Raw genomic sequence first — 19,318 nt, forward strand, 5'->3', positions numbered from 1 at the left:
GCGCCGGCGCAACATGCGCCGCGCCATACGTTGCTTCGCTCGCGCGCAAAAACCTGACGCCTTAGCTATACTTGGCCCACACTGTAGCGTTCGCATAAGAATATGATCTCACTCGCCGAGCTTCGAAAAAACTACTCGCTGGGCTCACTGGACGTTGCCGACGTCAACCACGATCCGTTCCGTCAATTCGACACGTGGTTCCAGCAGGCCATCGACGCCAAGCTGCCCGAGCCGAATGCAATGACGCTGGCCACGGTCGACGCGCGCGGCCGGCCTTCGGCACGCATCGTGCTCATCAAGGGCGTCGACGAGCGCGGTTTCGTATTCTTCACCAACTATGAAAGCCGCAAGGGCCGCGAACTGAACGTGAACCCCTACGCGAGCCTGCTGTTTCACTGGATCGAACTCGAACGCCAGGTGCGCATCGAGGGCCGCGTCGTCAAAACGAGCGAGGCAGACAGTGACGCGTATTTCGCGTCCCGTCCGCTCGGCTCGCGGATCGGCGCATGGGCATCGAATCAGAGTCAGGTGATTGAAAGCCGTTCGCAGCTCGAAGTACGCGAACGCGAAATCAGCCTGCAATACGGCGAAAATCCTCCGCGTCCGCCGCACTGGGGTGGCTACCGTCTGGTGCCCGACGCGATCGAATTCTGGCAGGGGCGGCCGTCTCGGCTGCACGATCGTCTGCTTTACACGCGCGCGGAAGAAAGCGCCAACTGGCTGATCGCACGCCTGTCGCCCTGACCGGTCGATGACCGGACGAATGAGGCCGGCGGCGGCGCCAACGTAGCGGCGCGCGTCGGCGGGATTGCGTTGCGCGGCCCGCGGAATGCGCCGCGCCATGTCGCGATCCACATAGCTTTGCTTTAAATCAACGAACACGGAGAGATCACATGTTCTGGGAGAAAAAGCTGGCGCAGTGGGTTGAAGATGTCAAAACCACAGCTAACCTGCCCGCACGCCTCGTGCTGTGGGACGGTCAGCAACACGACTTCGGGCAGTTCGCCGCGCCCCGGGTCACGCTACACGTGAAGAGCGCAACCGCGCTGCCCTATCTGCTCGAACCGAGCCTCGACAATCTTGGCGAAGCCTATGTCAAAGGCAAGATCGACATCGAGGGCAAGCTGTCGGACATCATCAATATCGGCTATCAGCTCGCGCGCAGCACCGTGACGAGCGCCGGCAAGCTCGCGCGCGTGCGGCGCTACTTCAATCACTCGAAGACGTCGGATAAGAAAGCGATCCAGTATCACTACGACGTGTCGAACGAGTTCTACAGGTTGTGGCTCGACGAGAACATGGTCTACTCGTGCGCGTACTTCGAGACCGGCACCGAAGACCTCGCGACCGCGCAGCTGAAGAAAATCGATCACATTCTGACCAAAATCCAGCTGCAGCCCGGGCAGCGTCTGCTCGACATCGGCTGCGGCTGGGGCGCGCTCGTGCTGCGCGCCGCGCAAAAGTTCGGCGCGAAGTGCGTCGGCGTCACGCTGTCGCAGAACCAGTTCGATCTCGCCACCGCGCGCGTGAAAGCGGCGGGCCTCGAAAACCAGATCGATATCCGCCTGCAGGACTATCGCGACATCAAGGGGCAGTTCGACCGCATCACGAGCGTCGGCATGTTCGAGCACGTCGGCCGCAAGAACCTGCCCGGCTATTTCCAGAAGATGCACGATCTGCTCGCCGACGACGGCATCGCGATGAACCACGGCATCACGTCGAGCGACGCCGATAGCGGCGAAACCGCGCTCGGCGGCGGTGAGTTCATCGACCGCTTCGTGTTCCCGGACGGCGAACTGCCGCACATCAGCCTCGCGCTCGAATCGATGCAGCGCGGCGGGCTCGAACCGGTTGACGTCGAAAGCCTGCGCCGTCACTATGCGCACACGCTCGACATCTGGGCGGAAAATTTCGAAGCCCACGCAGACCAGGCGCGCAAGCTCGTCGACGACGAAAAATTCCGCATCTGGCGCGTGTATCTGGCCGGCTGCGCGTATGCGTTCGAAAACGACGACGTGTCGATTTTCCAGGTGGTGTGCCGCAAAGCCGGCCGCAGCGCGAAAACCCTGCCGTGGTCGCGCCGCTACATGTACGAAAAACCGCTGTGACCCGGCTGTGACCCGGTTTGTGACCGGTCGCGCCGCGGCGGCGTGCATGGAGCGCGCGCCGCGGCGCAATTCTGATGAACAGCAGGCCGGACATTGATGGACCAGAGCAGGACGAGTGACGTCGAAGAGCCGTTGAACGGCAAGGACGGCAGCACGGACGATGCGGCGCATCAGGCCGCGCAGCAGTTCGATCTGTTCGGGATGCCGGTGGAGGCCGCGGCAGAAGCGCCGGCCATGTCCGCACGTGAAGCCGATTCGGCCGCAAGCGCTGCCGCGCAGCCAGAGCACAAGCGCACGCCGAAGACCGCAATATCCAACGCCCCCGCGTCGCTGTTCGAAGCCGACACCCCGCCCGACAGCCCCGCTCCTGAACCAGACTCCGCGCCGGCCTCCGCCGACGCCCCGAAAAAGCGCCGCAGCCGCGACGTGCTCGCTGCACCGCCCTCGCCGGAGCTGCTCGCGCTCGCGGCGCAATTGCCGCCGCAGATCCACCTCGGCACGTCGACATGGTCGTTCCCGGGTTGGACAGGCATCGTCTACGGCGACGACTACAGCAACAGCAAACTGTCGCGCGAGGGCTTGAGTGCGTACGGCGCACATCCGCTGCTGAAGACGGTCAGCATCGACCGCTCGTTCTACCAGGCGTTGACGGTCACCGAATACCTGCGCCACGCGCAGCAGGTGCCCGAGCACTTCCGCTTCATCGTCAAGGCGCCGATGACGATCACCGACGCCACCGTGCGCGCCGAGCGCGGCGAGCCGGTGTCGCTGAACCCGTGCTTCCTGAACGCACAGATGGCGATCGACGATTTCGTCACGCCCTGCCTCGAAGGCCTCGGCGCAAAGGCCGGCGCGCTGGTGTTCCAGTTCTCGCCGCTGCCGGATCAGATGCTCGCGCAGCCGGCGGTATTCATCGAACGACTGGGGGAGTTTTTCGACGCGCTGCCCGGGCTGCCCGACGGCAGTTGCTACGCGGTCGAGATTCGCGACGCGAGCCTGCTCACGCCGCGCTTCATCCGCATGCTGAAGACGGCTGGCGTGCGCTACTGCGTCGGCATTCATGCGCGGATGCCCGATCCGCTGCGCCAGGCCGCGGCGCTCGCGCTGCTCGATGGTGAGCCGGCCGGTCCGCTGATCGTGCGCTGGAGCCTGCACGGCGGTTTCAAGTACGAACAGGCGAAGGCGAAGTACGAGCCGTTCAACCGGCTCGTCGACGAAGATCCGGCGACGCGCGCGTCGCTCGCCGAACTGGCCGCGCGTTACGCGCTCGCTGGTCAGCCGGTCGTGATCGCGGTCAACAACAAGGCGGAGGGATCGGCGCCGCTCAGCTGCGTGAAACTGGCCGAAGAAATCGTCGAAGCCTGCGTGCGTGTCACGCAGGGACGCGGCGATAACGGCGACGAGGTGCCATCGCGAGCACAGGAACCGCAGTGACGAACAGCAGCGGGCGGTCTTACGCATCCGCCCGTTGCCGACTCCAATCCCCACGCTGCGCCGTTAACCCGCCTTGATCCGATGCGCGAACTTCTGGCGGAATTTCGCGACTTTCGGCGCTACCACGAACGAGCAGTAGCCCTGATTCGGATGCTGCGCGAAATAGTTCTGGTGGTAGGCCTCGGCGGGCCAGTAGTTGTCGCCGAGCGGCAGCACCTCGGTCACGAGCTTGCCGTCGTAGATGCGCTGTTCGCCGATCTCGCGAATCGCCTGCAGCGCGGTTTCGTGCTGCGCGTCGGAATGCGTGAAGATCACCGAGCGGTATTGCGTGCCGACGTCGTTGCCCTGCCGGTTCAGCTGGGTCGGATCGTGGATCGCGAAAAAGATGTCGAGAATCTCGCGATATCTGATCTTGGCCGGATCGAAGTCGACCTTGACCACTTCCGCGTGACCGGTGTCGCCGTCGCAGACCTGCTCGTAGCTCGGATGGCGCGCGTGACCACCCGCATAACCCGACTCCACCGCATTGACGCCCTCGACGCCCAGATACACCGCTTCGAGGCACCAGAAACATCCACCGCCGAGCGTTGCTGTCTCGTTCATAAGCTTCACCCCAGGATCAGATTCACACAATGATCGGCAGCCGGCCTGCGTAGCGCCGCCGTATCTGCCACCGCATCCGAATATATGGCCGAACACGCGTTCTGAAAGGCGCAGTCAGGCACGAGTCAGGCACCCGTCGCGCAATGACCGCAAATCCGGCCGTGCAGATATCGAGTATAGAAACGCCGGCACGCGACGTGTGAATAACCGTGCCTCACACACGCAAGCGCCGCGCCCGCGCCTCGATCCAGCACGATCGGCAAATTTTCGGGTGCAGCCTTTCGAGGCGATCGTCGATGCAACCGCCCGGCTGCCACGCGCCGCACGCATTGTGCTGCGGCGCGCGCGGCGATTGCAGTTAAAATTGGCGGAAATCAACGATTTTCACCATGACTTTCGAAACATCCGCTTCCCGCCGCGCGGGTATACGCTTCAATTCGCGCTTCAATTCGCGCCTTGATTCGCGCTGCAGTCGTTCTTTCACACGGCGCGCGACGGGGGCCTCGCCCCGATGAAGCGCGCGAGCCCACCCAACTTCGACCCGTCCGCGTTCAAACAGGCGCTCAGCCAGTTCGCGACCGGCGTCACCGTGATTACGACGCGCGCCGCGTCCGGCCAACTGATCGGCATCACGGCCAGTTCGTTCAACTCGGTGTCGCTTTCTCCGCCGCTCGTGCTGTGGAGTCTCGCGACGCGCTCCGCGTCGATGCCGGTGTTCCGCGCCAACAGTCACTACGTGATCAATGTGTTGGCCTCGACGCAGCTCGATCTGTGCAAGCGCTTCGCGACCGTGAAGGGCGACCGCTTCGAGGGCGTGTCGCACGCGGCGGGCGACAGCGGCATGCCGGTGCTCGACGGCGCACTCGCGTGGTTCGAATGCCATAACCGCAGCCGCTACGAGGAAGGCGACCACGTGATTTTCGTCGGCGAAGTGGAGCGCTGCGGTGTGCATGAAAATGCCGCGGACATGCTGCCGCTCGTGTTCCAGAGCGCGCAGTTCCACGGCCTGAAGCCGCTTTGAGCGGCTCGGCGCTTCCCTGGCGTCTGTAGCGCCTGTCGGTCGGACGCGTCGAAAACGGCGCGCCCCGCCCTCATCATCCTGAACGGTCGCTATGCGTGGCTCCGTGCCCGCTGTTCTTCTTCACGAGCGACACCGGCACGCCCGAATCTTCCTTCAGCGTTTCGAGCACGATGTTCGAGCGGATGTCCATCACCCCCGGCGCCTTGTACAGGCGATTGAGCACGAAGTCCGAATAGTGCTTGAGGTTGTGCGCGAGCACGCGCAGCAGATAGTGGGTTTCGCCGGTCACGACGAAAGCGCCGACCACTTCGGGCCAGTCGCGCAACGCTTCGGCAAAACTCTCGTGCCAGTTCTGCTGGTCGTTGCGCATCGATACCTGCACGAACGCTTCCAGCTCGAACCCCAAAACTTCGCGGTTCAGGCACGCTCGGTAGTGTTCGATGACGCCCTGCTCTTCCAGCAGACGCAGGCGTCGCAGACAGGCCGATGGCGAGAGCGAGATGCGCTCCGCCAAGTCGAGATTGCTGATCCGTCCTTCCTGCTGAAGCACCGTCAAGATACGGCAATCGGTGGCGTCGAGCGAGATCGCGTTCATATTCGGTCTCCCTTTCCTGTTTGACTCAAATTATGTTCCAAGACACGGCTGGTAAGGAGATTTTTTCGCAATCACATTTCACAGCTTGACCTCTATCATTTAGAGATCGTCACCAACCGTCGACACCCTCATGCGAGCACTCTGGGACATCACCCCCGCCGTCGATACCGCCACGCCCGTCTGGCCGGGCGACACGCCGGTCGGCATCGAGCGCGTCTGGCGCATGGAGGCTGGCTCGCCGGTCAATGTCGCGCGTCTGACGATCTCGCCGCACACCGGCGCGCATACCGACGCGCCGCTGCACTACGACGCCGACGGCGCCGCGATCGGCAACGTGCCGCTCGACGCATATCTCGGTTTATGCAGAGTGATTGACTGTATCGGCGCGTTGCCTGTTGTGACGCCACAACATCTGGCCGGCTCGCTCGACGATTTGCCGCCGCGAGTCTTACTGCGCACTTACAGAAAAGCGCCGACGCGCGAGTGGGATAGTGCGTTCTGCGCGGTCGCGCCCGAGACCGTCGACCTGCTCGCCGCGCGCGGCGTGACGCTGCTCGGCATCGATACGCCGTCGCTCGATCCGCAGGAATCGAAGACGATGGATGCGCATCACCGCATTCGCGCGCACCGGATGGCGATTCTCGAGGGCATCGTGCTCGACGCGGTCGAACCCGGCGACTACGAGCTGATCGCGCTGCCGCTGAAGCTGACCACGCTCGACGCGAGCCCGGTGCGCGCGGTGCTGCGTGCACTGCCCGGCTCGCGCTCAGCCACGCTCCCCGGCGAGCGATCAACCCGACAACCCAACCCATCGAACCACCATGAACCATCGTGATGAAGCCGTGGCGCTCGACAGCGCCGACCCGCTCGCAGCGCTGCGCGAACAGTTCGCGCTGTCGCCGACGACCATCTATCTCGACGGCAACTCGCTCGGCGTGCCGCCGGCCGCCGCCGCGCAGCGCGCGCAGACCGTGATCGCCGCCGAATGGGGCGAAGGACTGATCCGCAGTTGGAACAATGCCGGCTGGTTTGCGCTGCCGCGCCGACTCGGCAACAAGCTCGCGCCGCTGATCGGCGCGGCCGAAGACGAAGTCGTGATTACCGACACGATCTCGATCAACCTGTTCAAACTGCTGTCGGCCGCCGTGCGGCTCGCCAATGCGCGCGATCCGAAACGTCGCGTGATCGTGTCCGAGCGCTCGAACTTCCCGAGCGATCTGTATATCGCGCAGGGCCTGATCGAGCAGCTCGATCGCGGCTACGAGCTGCGCCTCGTCGACGATCCGTCCGAACTGCCCGACGCGATCGGCGAGGACACCGCGATCGCGATGATCACGCACGTGAACTACCGCACCGGCTACATGCACGACATGGCCGCGCTGACGAAGCTGATTCACGACAGGGGCGCGCTCGCGCTGTGGGATCTCGCGCATTCGGCGGGCGCGGTGCCGGTCGATCTGAACGGCGTCGGTGCCGACTACGCGGTCGGCTGCACGTACAAGTACCTGAACGGCGGTCCCGGTTCGCCCGCGTTCGTGTGGGTGCCCAGACGTCACCAGAACGGGTTTGCGCAACCGCTGTCGGGCTGGTGGGGGCATCGCGCGCCGTTCGAGATGAACCCGACGTATCAGCCCGACAACGGCGTGGGCCGCTACCTGTGCGGCACGCAGCCGATGGTGTCGATGGCGCTCGTCGAATGCGGGCTCGACGTGTTCCTGCAAACGTCTATGCAGGCGGTCCGCCAGAAGTCGCTCGCGCTGACCGATCTGTTCATCGAACTCGTCGAGACACGTTGCAGCGAATTTCCACTGAAGCTCGTGACGCCGCGTGAGCATGCGCAGCGCGGCTCGCACGCTAGCTTCGAACATCCGCACGGCTACGAGGTGATGCAGGCGCTGATCTCGCACGGCGTGATCGGCGACTATCGCGAGCCGCACGTGCTGCGCTTCGGCTTCACGCCGCTGTACACGCGCTTCGTCGACGTATGGGACGCCGTCGAAATCTTGCGCGACGTGCTCACCCGCGAGGCCTGGCGGGCCCCTGAATTCGCCCAGCGCGGCGCCGTTACCTGAGGACGACAGAATGACCGATCACATGCACACGCCGGGCTTGCCAGAAGAACCGGCGGCACAAGGCTGCCCGTTCGGACACGGACGGACGGCGTCGGCGCCGTCCGCGAGCGCGGCCGACAGCGGCTGGCACGACGCGCAGCTCGACTTCTCGGAGTCGATGAGCTACGGCGATTATCTGTCGCTCGGCACGGTGCTGGACGCGCAGCATCCGTTGTCGCCGGATCACAACGAGATGCTGTTCATCATCCAGCATCAGACGAGCGAGCTATGGATGAAGCTCGCGCTGTACGAACTGCGCGCGGCGCTCGCGGCCGTGCATCGCGACGACCTGCCGCCCGCGTTCAAGATGCTTGCGCGCGTGTCGCGAATCATGGAGCAGCTGGTGCAGGCGTGGAGCGTGCTCGCGACGATGACGCCGTCCGAATACACGGCGATGCGGCCGTACCTCGGCAGTTCGTCGGGCTTTCAGTCGTATCAGTACCGGCAGATCGAATTCCTGCTCGGCAACAAGAACGAGCAGATGCTGAAGCCGCACGCGCATCGCGCCGACGTGTACGCGCAAGTGAAGGCATCACTCGAAGCGCCGTCGTTCTACGACGAAGTGGTGAGGCTGCTCGCGCGCCGCGGCTTCAGGATTTCGCCCGCGCGGCTCGAACGCGACTGGACGAAGCCGACCGAACATGATGCATCGGTCGAAGCGGCGTGGCTCGAGGTGTATCGCAATCCGTCCGAGCATTGGGATCTGTACGAGATGGCCGAGGAACTCGTCGATCTGGAGGATGCGTTCCGCCAGTGGCGCTTCCGCCACGTGACGACGGTCGAGCGCATCATCGGCTTCAAGCAGGGCACCGGCGGCACGAGCGGCGCGCAGTATCTGCGCAAGATGCTCGACGTGGTGCTGTTTCCCGAGCTGTGGCACGTGCGGACGATGCTGTAGCGGTTAGCGCGCGTAAGGCACTTCCCGGGCAAACCTGGCATCCTGGCGGGGAACAAAGAGCAAGCCAACACTATTACGCAAGTTCGGAGTTATCCGAATCTTGAGAGATGGTCAGCATGGCAGCATCGGAACCCCATAAAAACATCAGAGTGTTTCGATATGCCCGGTGCCGATGACGACGAAGGACTGAAGGTTGTACTGAGTGCTCAGCAGCTCGCGGCTGTGCTATCCGGCCAGTCGATCAATCTGAGATACGAAAATTTGTATCAATTGATTGGTGGCCGCTTCCATGAAGATTTCGACTTGTTCGGAAACACAATTGAGGAATTGGTTTTGTCTTTTACATGCGAATGCACACCGGAAGAGATTTACGCGACGGTGGCCGAGATAGACCGATTCAAGAACGATCATGCGGGGAACCTTGACGCAGCATTTGAGGAAAATTTTGGCTACCAGTGCGATCCGACCGTGTGGGAGCAGACCACTGAGGCTTTCCTTGACAAGCTTAAGCGTCTTCTTCTGAGTGAGTAGCCCGCACTTCCTCCCACCGGACGGCCCCACACCGTCTGGTAGGGCCTCCGCGTACTTCCATTTCACCCGGCAACCGACAGTGCCTGACACCCGCTAGCGCGCGGTATAACCACCATCGATCGGCAAACACACCCCGCTGATCATCGACGCCGCGTCGCTCAACAGAAACAGAATCGGCGCGGCGACTTCCGCCGATTCGGCAAAGCGCCTGAGCGGAATCGCCTGCAAAGCGGGATCGCGTTTGACAGGATCGCTCCACGCCAGCACCGCCATCGGCGTCAGCGTGACCGTCGGGTTCACGCTGTTCACGCGAATTCCGTACGGCCCCAGCTCGATGCACAACGCGCGCGTGATCGCATCGAGCGCGGCCTTCGATGCCGAATAGCTCAGATGATCGTCGAGCGCGACGAGCGCGGCCTGGCTCGACACGTTGACGATGCTGCCCGCGCGCCCCGCGTCGAGCATGCCACGCGCGACGTGCTTCGCGACCAGCACCGCCCCGCGCGCATTCACCGCCATCACGCGATCGAAGCTTGCGGCCGTCGTTTCCACCGCGCGTTCGAGCAACGCGATGCCCGCGCAATTCACCAGACCGTCGAACGGTGCGAGCGAGGCCATTGCTTCGTCGATCACGGCTTCGTCGCTGATGTCGAGCCTCAACGGCTCGCAGCCGGTTTCCTCGGCGAGCCGCGCGAGCTCGTTCAGGTTGCGCGCGGCCGCGACGACCGACGCGCCGCTCGCGCACAGCGCCTCGACCGTCGCGCGGCCGATGCCGCTGGAGGCGCCCGTCACCAGAATCGAGCGGCCGGAAAAATCGAAAGTAGCGTTCATGATGATTGCAAGCGATGCATGACCGGCTTCAACGCCGGATAGAGGTCCGTGTACACGCCGAAGCGCTCTTTGTATAGCGCCATGCGCCGTGCCTCGGGCTGCGCGCGCTCGATCAGCGTGACCCAGCCGCCTTGCGCCGCTTCGCGCGACACGAGACCGACCCCGAGCGCGGCGAGCAGCGCGGCGCCCATCGCGGCTTCGACGTCCTGCTCGATCGTGTAGACCGGATAGCCGGTGACGTCGGCGATGATCTGCATCCACAGGTCCGAATGCGCGGCGCCGCCGACCACGATCAGCTTGTCGTCGAGCGATTGCGCGCCTTTGCGCCCCGCCTCGATGTTGTGCTTCAGCGCGAACGACACGCCTTCGAGCACGGCGCGATACAGATGCGCGCGCGTATGAAACAGCGACAGCCCGACGAACGCGCCGCTCGCTTTCGCATCCCACACCGGGCTGCGCTCGCCCATCAGATACGGCAGAAACACCACGCCGTCGGCGCCGGCCGGCACTTGCGCGGCGCTCTCTTCGAGCAGCCGATGCGGATCGCCATGCGGTGTCGCGCGCGCGGCCTCGATCTCCGCATGACAGAACTGCTCGCGATACCACGTGACCGACGCGCCCGCGGTAATCGCGCCGCCGAATACGTAGATGTCGTGCTGCCCGTTGAAAACGTGCGGCATGCTGATCAAACCGTGCCGTGCGTCGACACGCTGATTGATGTAACCCCAGCACATGCTGGTGCCGATCATCGCAACGTGCTGCCCCGCGCGCGTGACGCCGGCCGCGAACGTCGCCATCGCCGCATCGACGCCACCCGCGACGATCGCGGTTCCCGCGTCGAGCCCGAGCTGCGCGGTCCATTGCGACAACAGCCCGCCCACCACCTCCGACGATTCGACCAGCCGCTCCGGCATCATCGTCGCGGGAATGCCGAGCATGTCGAGCGCTTCGTCCGACCAGTCGCGCCGCGCGATATCGTAGACGCCGCCGATGTTGCCGGCCGAGCTGTGATCGACGGCGACCTCGCCGGTCAGCATGTAGATCACGTATGCGTTCGGCGGCAAAAAATAGCGCGTATGCGCCCACACGTCCGGCTCGTTCTCGCGCAGCCACAGCATCTTCGTGTAACCGTAGTAGCTGTCCACCCCGTTGCCGGTGATCGTATAGAGCCGTTCGAGATCGACGTTCTCGCGCACCCAGTCGACCTGCGCGGTCGCGCGCCGGTCCATCCAGATCAGGCACGGCGCGAGCGGCCGCATGTCGTTGTCGACCGCAATGCCCGAGCCGCCGTACAGGCTACTCACGCACAGTGCCTTGATCGCGCCCGGTGCGATGCCGGCCGCCTTCGCGTCGCCGACGCACGCGGCCACGCATTCGACCACGGCCTTCAGCCACACCGCGGGCCACTGCTCGGCCCACAATGGCTTCGGCGTATCGGGCTGATAGCTCGACGCATGCTGCGCGACGATCGCGCCCTGCTCGTCGACCAGCAGCGCCTTCGTGCTCTGCGTGCCGATATCGACGCCGATGACGTAGTTCATAGAGTCTCCGTTGAAACGCCGCGCCCCAGATTCACGCGCGCGGCTTCATCAGCACTTTGATCGAATCGAGCGAGTTCGCGATCCTGATCGCTTCGTCCCATTCTTCCAACGAAAAGCCGTGCGTGACGATGCCCTTCGACGTGACGAGCCCGCGCGCGAGCAGATCGATTGCGATCGGATAGCAATAGGGCCCAAGATGCGCGCCGCGCACGTCGAGTTCCTTGCGATCGCCGATCACCGACCAGTCGAGCGTCGTATCCGCGCCGAACACCGAGAATTCGACGAAGCGCCCGAGCTTGCGGATCAGGTCCATCCCCTGATTCACCCCGATCGGCGCACCCGTCGTTTCGATATAGACGTCGCAGCCGTAGCCGTCCGTCAGTGAATGGATGATCGCGAGCGCGTCGTCCTTCCGAGGATTGATCGTCACGTCCGCGCCATATTCGCGCGCGAGTGCGAGCCGTTCTTCGACGAGATCGATCACGACGAGCTGCTTCGGCGTCTTCAGATGCGCGACCTGCGTCATCATCAGACCGAGCGGCCCCGCGCCCGCGATCACGACCACGTCGTCGAGTTGCAGATCGCCGCGATTGACCGTGTGAATCGCACACGCGAGCGGCTCGATGATCGCGGCGTCTTCGAGCGAGATGCCGTCGGGAATCTTGTGGACGATCGCGGTCGGCGGAATGCGCATGTACTCGGCCATGCCACCGTCCGCCACCTCGCGCTGAAAGCCGAAAATGTTGTGCACTTCGCACATCCAGTACTGGCCGGATTTGCAGTAGCGGCACTTGCCGCACGGCACGATCTGCTCGGCGATCACGCGCTCGCCCTTCTGCACGCCGAAATGCTCGGCCGCGCCCTCGCCCAGTTCCTCGACATAGCCGAAGAACTCATGACCCGGAATCACCGGTGCCTTGACCCATGGGCTCGGGCCGCCCCAGAACATCTTCGCGCCCGAATGGCATTTGCAGTCGCTCGCGCAGATGCCGCACGCGGCGATGCGGATCACGAGTTCGTGCGCGCGCGCGCGTGGTTTCTGTACCTGCTCGACTCGATAGTCTTTCGGTGCATGACAGACGATGGCGGTCATGTTCTGCTGGTCGGATTGAGTCGTCATTGCATGGTCCTGCGAAAAGAGGGATGTGGGGAAGCGAGCGTTACTTTCTGCGGTCGCGGCTGATATAGATTGCGAGCAGAATGATTCCGCCCTTGATCACGTTCTGCACGTATGGATTCACGCCGACCATGTTCAGGCCGTTATTCAGGACGCCGAGTAACAGCGCGCCGATCAGCGTGCCGATGATCGAGCCGCGCCCACCGGAGATCGACGTGCCGCCCATCACGACGGCGGCGATCGCGTCGAGTTCGAAACCGACGCCCGCGTTCGGCTGGCCGCTCATCAGGCGCGCGGTCAGCACGATCGCGGCAAACGCTGACGTCAAGCCGGCGATCGTGTAGACGATCAGCTTCACGCGCGCGACGCGCACGCCGGACAATCGCGTCGCCTGCTCGTTACCGCCGATCGCATACACGTAGCGGCCAAACGGCATCCGTTCGAGCAACACCCACGCGATCAGATAGATCACCGCCATGATCACGACCGGTGCCTGGACGCCGAGAATCTTGCCGCTGCCGAAGAAGCTGACCCAGTCGGGCAGACCATCGATCGGATAGCCGCCCGTGTAGATCAGCGCGAGGCCGCGCGCGATACCCATCGTCGCGAGTGTGACGATGATCGGCGGCATGCCGGCAAACGCGACGAAAAAGCCGTTGGCCGCGCCGAAGCCGAGACCGACCGCGAGGCCGACCGCAAGCGCGGCCACCCCATTCATGCCGGCGACCATCAGGCCGGCCGACAGCGTGCCCGAGAGCGCCATCACCGAGCCGACCGACAGATCGATGCCGCCCGTCAGGATCACGCAGGTCATGCCGACCGCGATGATCGCGTTGATCGACACCTGGCGCAGCACGTTCTCGATGTTCGCGGCCGACAGAAAGCTGTCGCTCGCGAACACCATCACGATGCAGACGACCAGCAGGCCGATGAACGGATAGAACAGCGTCGAGCGCTTGAGCGCGGCCCACGTGAAGCGCACCGGCGCGCCCGGCGTGTCGCTGTTGACACTCGATGTTTTCGGCGAAGAGAAAGGATTAGGCATGTTCATGAGAGGCTCCAGCCGAACCGGCGGTCGCATAGGTCATCACGGCATTCGATTCGATCGCGTCGCCTTCGAGCAGCGCTTCGATGCGGCCCTGCCGGAATACGGCGACGCGGTCGCACATGCCGACGATCTCCGGCAACTCGGACGAGATCATGATGATCGAGTAGCCGCGCGCGGTCAGTTCGCGCATCAGCAGATAGATTTCGGCCTTCGCGCCGACGTCGATGCCGCGCGTCGGTTCGTCGAAGATCAGGATGTTGGTGTGGTGATTGAGCCAGCGCGCGATCACGACCTTCTGCTGATTGCCGCCCGACAGCGTCGCGACTTCGGTGTGCATCGTTGGGGCCTTCACGCCGACGCGCTTCATGATGTCGGCGGTCGCGCGCGCTTCGCTACGTTGGTCGATGAAGAAACGTAGCGACCGGTACTTGCCGAGGTTGTTGATCGAGATGTTCTGCTTGATCGAGAACTCGGTAATGAGCCCTTCGGTCTTGCGGCTCTCGGGCAGAATGCCGACGCCCGCGCGCAGCGCATCAGCCGGATCGGCGAGCTTCGCGGCCGCGCCGTTGACGCGAATTTCCTTCGCGTACGCACGGTCCGCGCCGATCACCGCGAGCGCGGTCTCGGTGCGCCCCGAACCGACGAGTCCCGCGAAGCCGAGAATCTCGCCCTCGCGCAGCGTGAAGCTCAGCTCGGGGCTGTCTTTGAACAGCTGCAAGCGCACGACGTCGAGCACGACCTTCGCGTCGGCGCGCGGCGTCGGCTTCGGCGGAAAGCTGCTTTCGATGCGGCGTCCCACCATCATCTGCACGAGCCGGCTCACGTCGGATTGCGCGACCTCGGTCGTGCCGACGTACTGGCCGTCGCGCAGCACCGTGATGCGGTCGCACACCTCGAAAATCTCTTCGAGGTGGTGCGAGATGAAGATCATCGCGACGCCCTGCTGCTTCAGCTCGCGCATGATCGTGAACAGATGCGCCGCCTCGGCGGGCGTCAGCGTCGCGGTCGGTTCGTCGAGAATCAGCACGCGCGCATCGAGCGACAACGCCTTGCCGATTTCGACGAACTGCTGCTGCGCTACCGACAGTTCCCGGATCTGCACCGACAGATCGATCGCTACGCCAAGCCGCTCAAAAATCCGCGTCGCCGCGCGCCGCATTCTGCCGCATTCGAGCAGACCGAAGCGGTTGCGCAATTCACGGCCGAGAAACATGTTCTCCACCGCGTTCAGATACGGAATCAGGCTGAACTCCTGAAACACGATACCGACGCCTGCGGCCACCGCGTCGTGATAGTTCGCGAAGTGGCGTTGCTGGCCGTCGAGCGTGATCGTGCCTTCGTCGGGCTGGTAGATACCGCACAGAATCTTCATCAGCGTCGACTTGCCCGCGCCGTTCTCGCCGAGCAGCGCGTGAATCTCGCCGCGCGCGATCTCGAGGTGAATGCCTTGCAGCGCCTTCACGCCGGGAAAGCTCTTGCTGATGTTGTCGAGCTTCAGAATCGTGTCCATCGCGTGTTCCTCCGCCGCGGCCGCCGCGTGTGATCTCCATACGCGGCGGCCTGCGCTTGCATTACCAGCTGAAGCCCTTGGCGTTGCTCTTGTCGATCATCTTCACGTCGACCGGAATCGCTTTCGGCACATTGGCGCCCCACTTCTTCGCGAGCGCGATGCCGAGCGCGATGCGCACCTGGTCGGCCGGGAATTGCGCAGACGTCTCGACGAATTTCGAATTCGGCTTCTGGATCGCGGCGATCGCTTCCGGTGCGCCGTCGACGCTCGTCAGCTTGATGTCCTTGCCCGACGATTCGATCGCCGACAGCGCGCCCATCGAGCCGCCGTCGTTCACGCTGAACACGCCCTTCAGATTCGGATGCGCCTGGATCATGTTCTCGGTGACGGACAACGCGGTCGCGCGTTCCTGCTTGCCGTTCTGCGTATCGACGAGCTTCACGCCCGGCGACTTCGCGAGCGCCGCCTTGCAGCCGCGCACGCGTTCGAGAATCGGCACGACCGGAATGCCGTCGAGAATCGCCACTTCGCCGCTGCCGCCGATCGACTTCGCGAGGTAGTCGCACGCCATCACGCCCGCGTCGTAGTTCTTCGAGCCGACGAACGAATCGACCGGACCGTTCGCGTTCGCATCGACCGCGACCACGACGACGCCCGCCTTCTTCGCCGACATGACCGCCGACTGGATGCCGGTCGAGTCGGTCGGATTGACGAGCAGGATGTCGATCTTCTTTTGCAGCATGTCTTCGACGTCGCTGACCTGCTTGCTGACGTCGTGATGCGCGTCGGTGACGATGACCGTCGCGCCAGTCGACGCGGCCGCGTCGTTCAGCGCTTTCTGCATCGTCACGAAGTACGGGTTGTTCAGTTCCTGGAACGTCATGCCGATTTTCAGCGGCGCGGCCTGCGCGGTCTGCGCGGCCGACACAGCGACTAGCGACAAACCGAACGCGAGCGCGGCGACACGGCGCGCGAACATCATCGAAGGGTTAAGCGAAAGAGTAGACGGCTTCATGGTTGTCTCCATTTTTTGAAGTGAGCACGCCCCGTCGCGCTGTGGGCGCACAGCGCGATCGATGCGTGTTGAAACGCGAGTGGAATAAAGCTGTGAACTACCGGATGGGCACTATGTGACCGGGTACGCGACGCCGCTACGCGACAAGCCCGGCGCGAGCACGATCGCCGGCGCGTTGTCGATGCCCCTGCCATGCGCGGCCGCCTGCTCGGAAGCATCGCGGCTCGCATTGTTCAGTTGCTGATAACGGCGAAACGTCGACGGCGCCATGCCCTTCATCGCAAGAAACTGCCGGTTGAAATTCGACAGGTTGTTGAAGCCCGCCTTGAAGCAGATGTCGGTCACGCTCAGTTCGCCGTCGGTCAGCAACTGGCACGCGAGATTGATGCGCATGCGGTTCACATACTGCACGAACGGCAGCCCGGTATGGCGGCGGAAATAACGCGAAAACGCGCTGACGCTCTGGCCGGCGAGTTGCGCAAGCTCCGACTCGCGCAACTCGTTCGCGAGGTTCTTGCCGATATACGCGAGCACGTGATTGATGCGGGTCGCCGCGAAGCTGGTCGGATCGGCCTGATAAGCGGGACTCGCGAGCGTCTCGCGATCCGGCGCGTTGATCAGGATCTCGAGCATCGACATGAACAGCACGAGCCGGCGCAGCCCGCGCGCCGCGAGCAGTTCGAGAAAGAGCGGCTTGATCTGCGCGGATGTCTCCAGGCCGAACGACAGGCCGCGACGCGCATCGGCGAGCAGCGCCTCGACCTGACGCCACTCCGGAAAACTCTCGAGACAGTTCGATACGAACTCCTGGCCAAACTGCACGACCAGATTGCGCTGCGCGACGCTCTCGCCTTCGGGCACGTCGCTGACCCAGTTGTGCGGCAGGTTCGGCCCCATCAGCACGAGGTTGCCGGGCGCGAAGCTGCCGATGTGATCGCCGACGAACATCTTGCCGGTCGTCGCGACGATCAGATGGATTTCGTACTCCGGATGAAAGTGCCAGCGCACCGTGCGATACGGATAGCCATGCGACCACACTTTGAACGATTCGTCGTGGCGTACGGCCACGATTTCGAGATCAGGTTGCACTGTCTGCCTCCATGAAGCGGCGCGCGGGAGGCACCGCCGATCTTGATCTTGTAAAGCGAAAAGTAACCGCCAAACGCGTTGGCGACCACTTTAAAAGAAACCGCGGACCGATACTTTTTTGTATTCGGGTTAGCCCCGACGCGTGCGCGGTCAAATTTGATGCAATGCAATATGAGCGGCGCGACTCGTTTTCTCGCCTCGGTTGCTCGCCGCTGCCGCCGGCGCATCGCCCATGCCGCGCTGCGCCATCAAAAGCCCGCCCCCTTGCCTTGACTTTCGTTTCTCCGGGTACGATCATTCGCTCACATACAGAGCAAATGCTCTGCACGCACAGAACGCGCGCCGCGAGCGCCGCGGACAAGTTTTTGGAGACACAACATGAACAGCGGGCAAGGCAGCGGCGCGGCCGCACACGTGATCCTGCACATCGGCGCGGGATCGTTTCATCGCGCGCATCAGGCGTGGTATCTGCACCGGCTGAACGAAGCGAGCACGGCCGGCGAGCCGCGCTGGTCGCTGAGCGTGGGCAATATCCGCGGCGACATGAACCCGGTGCTCGAAGCGCTCGCCGCGCAGAACGGCGTCTACACGCTCGAAACCGTCACGCCGCAAGGCGAGCGCGCCTACGAGACGATCCGCTCGATCGAGCGCGTGCTGCCGTGGAGCGAAAGCCTCGACGGACTGATCGACGCGGGCGCCGATCCGGCTTGCAAGATCATCGCGTTCACCGTGACCGAAGGCGGCTATTACCTCGACGAACACGACCGGCTCGACACCGCGAATGCCGATCTCGCCGCCGACCTCGCCGGCGGCCACACGACGATCTACGGCGCGCTCGCGGCGATTCTCGACGCGCGCGTGAAGCGCGGCGCGGGACCCGTCACGCTGCAGACCTGCGACAACCTGCGCAGCAACGGCGAGCGCTTTCATGCGGGCATGAGCGAGTTTCTCGAACGACGCGGCGCGAACGAACTCGCGCAATGGTTCGACGACAACACGTCATGCCCGTGTTCGATGGTCGATCGCATCACGCCGCGTCCGACGCCCGACGTGCGCGAGCGCGTGAAGGCCGCGACCGGCGTCGACGACGCGAGTCCGGTGATGGGCGAGGCGTTCATCCAGTGGGTGATCGAAGACCGCTTCATCGCGGGACGGCCGGCCTGGGAGAAGGTCGGCGCGGAACTCGTCGATTCGGTGCTGCCGTACGAGGAAGCGAAGATCCGCATTCTCAACGCGACGCATAGCTGCATCGCGTGGGCGGGCACGCTGGTCGGCCTGAACTACATCCACGAAGGCACGCTCGACGCCGACATCCGCCAGTTCGCGTACGACTACGTGACCGAGGACGTGATCCCGTGTCTGACACCGAGTCCGCTCGATCTCGAACGCTATCGCGACGTCGTGCTCGAGCGCTTCAGCAACCCGCATATCCTCGACACGAACCAGCGCGTCGCCGCCGATGGCTTCTCGAAGTTGCCCGGCTTCATCGCGCCGACACTCGCCGAATGCTTCGAGCGCGGCGTCACGCCGGCGGCGAGCGCGATGCTGCCCGCGTTGTTCTTCCGCTTTCTGGAACGCTGGCACACGGGCAAGCTGCCCTACGCGTATCAGGACGGCGTGATGGACGAGCGCGTCGCGCACGCCTTTTTCACGGCGCCCGATCCGCTGCGCGCATTCGCCGCCGACCGGCTGCTGTGGGGCGGCATGGCGCAGACGCCCGAGCTCGAAGCGGCGCTCGCGGGCGCGCTCGCGCGGGTCGACGCATGGCTCGCCGAACGCGGCGCGACTAGCCAGGCTTAATGCGCATGACAGCGCGCGCGATGAACCGCTAAAGTAGCGCATCCCCAACGACGAAGGTTTCGCTCC

General features: G+C 63.9%; 19 protein-coding genes. 10 read left to right on the forward strand and 9 right to left on the reverse strand.

Annotation, left to right across the window (positions count from 1 at the left end; translation table 11 throughout):
* Positions 1 to 102 precede the first annotated feature (102 nt).
* The 3 genes from pdxH (at position 103) to OKW37_RS19720 (ending at position 3,542) form a co-directional block, all read left to right on the forward strand.
* The gene (pdxH, locus tag OKW37_RS19710) at positions 103 to 744 is read left to right on the forward strand and encodes a pyridoxamine 5'-phosphate oxidase (RefSeq protein ID WP_090801646.1); all 642 of its coding nucleotides are present in this window, start codon (positions 103 to 105) and stop codon (positions 742 to 744) included.
* A 149-nt stretch (positions 745 to 893) separates the two neighbouring features.
* Positions 894 to 2,108, forward strand: coding sequence for a class I SAM-dependent methyltransferase (locus tag OKW37_RS19715; RefSeq protein WP_429404606.1), 1,215 nt, complete (start codon positions 894 to 896; stop codon positions 2,106 to 2,108).
* Positions 2,109 to 2,204: 96 nt separating this feature from the next.
* Positions 2,205 to 3,542, forward strand: a complete 1,338-nt coding sequence (locus OKW37_RS19720) for a DUF72 domain-containing protein (protein WP_429404604.1) — start codon at positions 2,205 to 2,207, stop codon at positions 3,540 to 3,542.
* Between the two features lie 63 nt (positions 3,543 to 3,605).
* Here the strand turns inward: OKW37_RS19720 and msrA are convergent, their stop codons facing one another.
* Positions 3,606 to 4,145 carry a peptide-methionine (S)-S-oxide reductase MsrA gene (msrA, locus tag OKW37_RS19725; RefSeq protein WP_429404602.1) on the reverse strand — a complete coding sequence of 180 codons (540 nt, stop codon included), beginning with the start codon at positions 4,143 to 4,145 and terminating at the stop codon, positions 3,606 to 3,608.
* Between the two features lie 199 nt (positions 4,146 to 4,344).
* On the opposite strand from msrA, the gene OKW37_RS19730 reads away from it, so the two are divergent.
* Together OKW37_RS19730 and OKW37_RS19735 are read left to right on the forward strand one after the other, a co-directional pair.
* A complete protein-coding gene (locus OKW37_RS19730) occupies positions 4,345 to 4,605 on the forward strand; it encodes a hypothetical protein (protein ID WP_429404600.1) in 261 nt (86 codons plus the stop codon).
* A 51-nt stretch (positions 4,606 to 4,656) separates the two neighbouring features.
* On the forward strand, positions 4,657 to 5,166 hold the full coding sequence (locus tag OKW37_RS19735) for a flavin reductase family protein (protein WP_090801653.1): 510 nt from the start codon (positions 4,657 to 4,659) through the stop codon (positions 5,164 to 5,166).
* 73 nt (positions 5,167 to 5,239) lie between these two features.
* Here the strand turns inward: OKW37_RS19735 and OKW37_RS19740 are convergent, their stop codons facing one another.
* Complete coding sequence (locus OKW37_RS19740; RefSeq protein ID WP_090801655.1) at positions 5,240 to 5,761, reverse strand: Lrp/AsnC family transcriptional regulator; 522 nt, start codon at positions 5,759 to 5,761, stop codon at positions 5,240 to 5,242.
* A 130-nt stretch (positions 5,762 to 5,891) separates the two neighbouring features.
* On the opposite strand from OKW37_RS19740, the gene kynB reads away from it, so the two are divergent.
* From kynB to OKW37_RS19760, 4 genes are all read left to right on the forward strand, one after another.
* Positions 5,892 to 6,596 carry an arylformamidase gene (kynB, locus tag OKW37_RS19745; protein ID WP_429404598.1) on the forward strand — a complete coding sequence of 235 codons (705 nt, stop codon included), beginning with the start codon at positions 5,892 to 5,894 and terminating at the stop codon, positions 6,594 to 6,596.
* On the forward strand, positions 6,583 to 7,833 hold the full coding sequence (gene kynU, locus OKW37_RS19750) for a kynureninase (RefSeq protein ID WP_429404596.1): 1,251 nt from the start codon (positions 6,583 to 6,585) through the stop codon (positions 7,831 to 7,833). Before kynB ends, kynU begins: the two co-directional genes overlap by 14 nt.
* A 10-nt stretch (positions 7,834 to 7,843) precedes the next feature.
* Positions 7,844 to 8,770, forward strand: a complete 927-nt coding sequence (gene kynA, locus OKW37_RS19755) for a tryptophan 2,3-dioxygenase (protein WP_184051495.1) — start codon at positions 7,844 to 7,846, stop codon at positions 8,768 to 8,770.
* 159 nt (positions 8,771 to 8,929) lie between these two features.
* Entirely contained in the window at positions 8,930 to 9,301 is a 372-nt protein-coding gene (locus OKW37_RS19760) for a contact-dependent growth inhibition system immunity protein (protein ID WP_429404593.1), read from the forward strand.
* 93 nt (positions 9,302 to 9,394) lie between these two features.
* Here OKW37_RS19760 and OKW37_RS19765 read toward each other — a convergent pair whose 3' ends face one another.
* The 7 genes from OKW37_RS19765 to OKW37_RS19795 all read right to left on the reverse strand — a co-directional run bounded on the left by OKW37_RS19765 (position 9,395) and on the right by OKW37_RS19795 (position 17,452).
* A complete protein-coding gene (locus OKW37_RS19765; protein WP_429404591.1) occupies positions 9,395 to 10,132 on the reverse strand; it encodes an SDR family oxidoreductase in 738 nt (245 codons plus the stop codon).
* Entirely contained in the window at positions 10,129 to 11,673 is a 1,545-nt protein-coding gene (locus OKW37_RS19770; RefSeq protein WP_429404589.1) for an FGGY-family carbohydrate kinase, read from the reverse strand. The genes OKW37_RS19765 and OKW37_RS19770 overlap by 4 nt, the downstream gene beginning before the upstream one ends.
* A 31-nt stretch (positions 11,674 to 11,704) precedes the next feature.
* Positions 11,705 to 12,793 carry an alcohol dehydrogenase catalytic domain-containing protein gene (locus OKW37_RS19775; protein ID WP_184023044.1) on the reverse strand — a complete coding sequence of 363 codons (1,089 nt, stop codon included), beginning with the start codon at positions 12,791 to 12,793 and terminating at the stop codon, positions 11,705 to 11,707.
* A 40-nt stretch (positions 12,794 to 12,833) separates the two neighbouring features.
* Positions 12,834 to 13,841, reverse strand: a complete 1,008-nt coding sequence (locus OKW37_RS19780) for an ABC transporter permease (RefSeq protein ID WP_184058264.1) — start codon at positions 13,839 to 13,841, stop codon at positions 12,834 to 12,836.
* The gene (locus OKW37_RS19785; RefSeq protein WP_429404586.1) at positions 13,828 to 15,348 is read right to left on the reverse strand and encodes a sugar ABC transporter ATP-binding protein; all 1,521 of its coding nucleotides are present in this window, start codon (positions 15,346 to 15,348) and stop codon (positions 13,828 to 13,830) included. Before OKW37_RS19785 ends, OKW37_RS19780 begins: the two co-directional genes overlap by 14 nt.
* A 61-nt stretch (positions 15,349 to 15,409) precedes the next feature.
* Positions 15,410 to 16,363, reverse strand: coding sequence for a substrate-binding domain-containing protein (locus OKW37_RS19790; RefSeq protein WP_184051485.1), 954 nt, complete (start codon positions 16,361 to 16,363; stop codon positions 15,410 to 15,412).
* A 111-nt stretch (positions 16,364 to 16,474) separates the two neighbouring features.
* Positions 16,475 to 17,452, reverse strand: coding sequence for an AraC family transcriptional regulator (locus tag OKW37_RS19795; RefSeq protein ID WP_429404583.1), 978 nt, complete (start codon positions 17,450 to 17,452; stop codon positions 16,475 to 16,477).
* Positions 17,453 to 17,830: 378 nt separating this feature from the next.
* Between OKW37_RS19795 and dalD the strand changes: the two genes are divergently transcribed.
* A complete protein-coding gene (gene dalD, locus OKW37_RS19800; protein ID WP_184051481.1) occupies positions 17,831 to 19,252 on the forward strand; it encodes a D-arabinitol 4-dehydrogenase in 1,422 nt (473 codons plus the stop codon).
* The last annotated feature ends 66 nt before the right edge of the window (positions 19,253 to 19,318 follow it).

This window comes from Paraburkholderia sp. MM5482-R2 (assembly GCF_050436125.1).
GTDB lineage: Bacteria > Pseudomonadota > Gammaproteobacteria > Burkholderiales > Burkholderiaceae > Paraburkholderia > Paraburkholderia tuberum.

Bases quoted from the DNA above. Each gene is read 5' to 3' on its own strand.
- OKW37_RS19740 (WP_090801655.1), bottom strand. From the start codon at position 5,761: ATGAACGCGATCTCGCTCGACGCCACCGATTGCCGTATCTTGACGGTG.
- OKW37_RS19735 (WP_090801653.1), top strand. From the start codon at position 4,657: ATGAAGCGCGCGAGCCCACCCAACTTCGACCCGTCCGCGTTCAAACAG.
- dalD (WP_184051481.1), top strand. From the start codon at position 17,831: ATGAACAGCGGGCAAGGCAGCGGCGCGGCCGCACACGTGATCCTGCAC.
- pdxH (WP_090801646.1), top strand. From the start codon at position 103: ATGATCTCACTCGCCGAGCTTCGAAAAAACTACTCGCTGGGCTCACTG.
- OKW37_RS19770 (WP_429404589.1), bottom strand. From the start codon at position 11,673: ATGAACTACGTCATCGGCGTCGATATCGGCACGCAGAGCACGAAGGCG.
- OKW37_RS19760 (WP_429404593.1), top strand. From the start codon at position 8,930: ATGCCCGGTGCCGATGACGACGAAGGACTGAAGGTTGTACTGAGTGCT.
- OKW37_RS19715 (WP_429404606.1), top strand. From the start codon at position 894: ATGTTCTGGGAGAAAAAGCTGGCGCAGTGGGTTGAAGATGTCAAAACC.
- kynB (WP_429404598.1), top strand. From the start codon at position 5,892: ATGCGAGCACTCTGGGACATCACCCCCGCCGTCGATACCGCCACGCCC.
- OKW37_RS19765 (WP_429404591.1), bottom strand. From the start codon at position 10,132: ATGAACGCTACTTTCGATTTTTCCGGCCGCTCGATTCTGGTGACGGGC.
- OKW37_RS19785 (WP_429404586.1), bottom strand. From the start codon at position 15,348: ATGGACACGATTCTGAAGCTCGACAACATCAGCAAGAGCTTTCCCGGC.
- kynU (WP_429404596.1), top strand. From the start codon at position 6,583: ATGAACCATCGTGATGAAGCCGTGGCGCTCGACAGCGCCGACCCGCTC.
- OKW37_RS19790 (WP_184051485.1), bottom strand. From the start codon at position 16,363: ATGAAGCCGTCTACTCTTTCGCTTAACCCTTCGATGATGTTCGCGCGC.
- OKW37_RS19780 (WP_184058264.1), bottom strand. From the start codon at position 13,841: ATGAACATGCCTAATCCTTTCTCTTCGCCGAAAACATCGAGTGTCAAC.
- OKW37_RS19775 (WP_184023044.1), bottom strand. From the start codon at position 12,793: ATGACGACTCAATCCGACCAGCAGAACATGACCGCCATCGTCTGTCAT.
- OKW37_RS19720 (WP_429404604.1), top strand. From the start codon at position 2,205: ATGGACCAGAGCAGGACGAGTGACGTCGAAGAGCCGTTGAACGGCAAG.
- msrA (WP_429404602.1), bottom strand. From the start codon at position 4,145: ATGAACGAGACAGCAACGCTCGGCGGTGGATGTTTCTGGTGCCTCGAA.
- kynA (WP_184051495.1), top strand. From the start codon at position 7,844: ATGACCGATCACATGCACACGCCGGGCTTGCCAGAAGAACCGGCGGCA.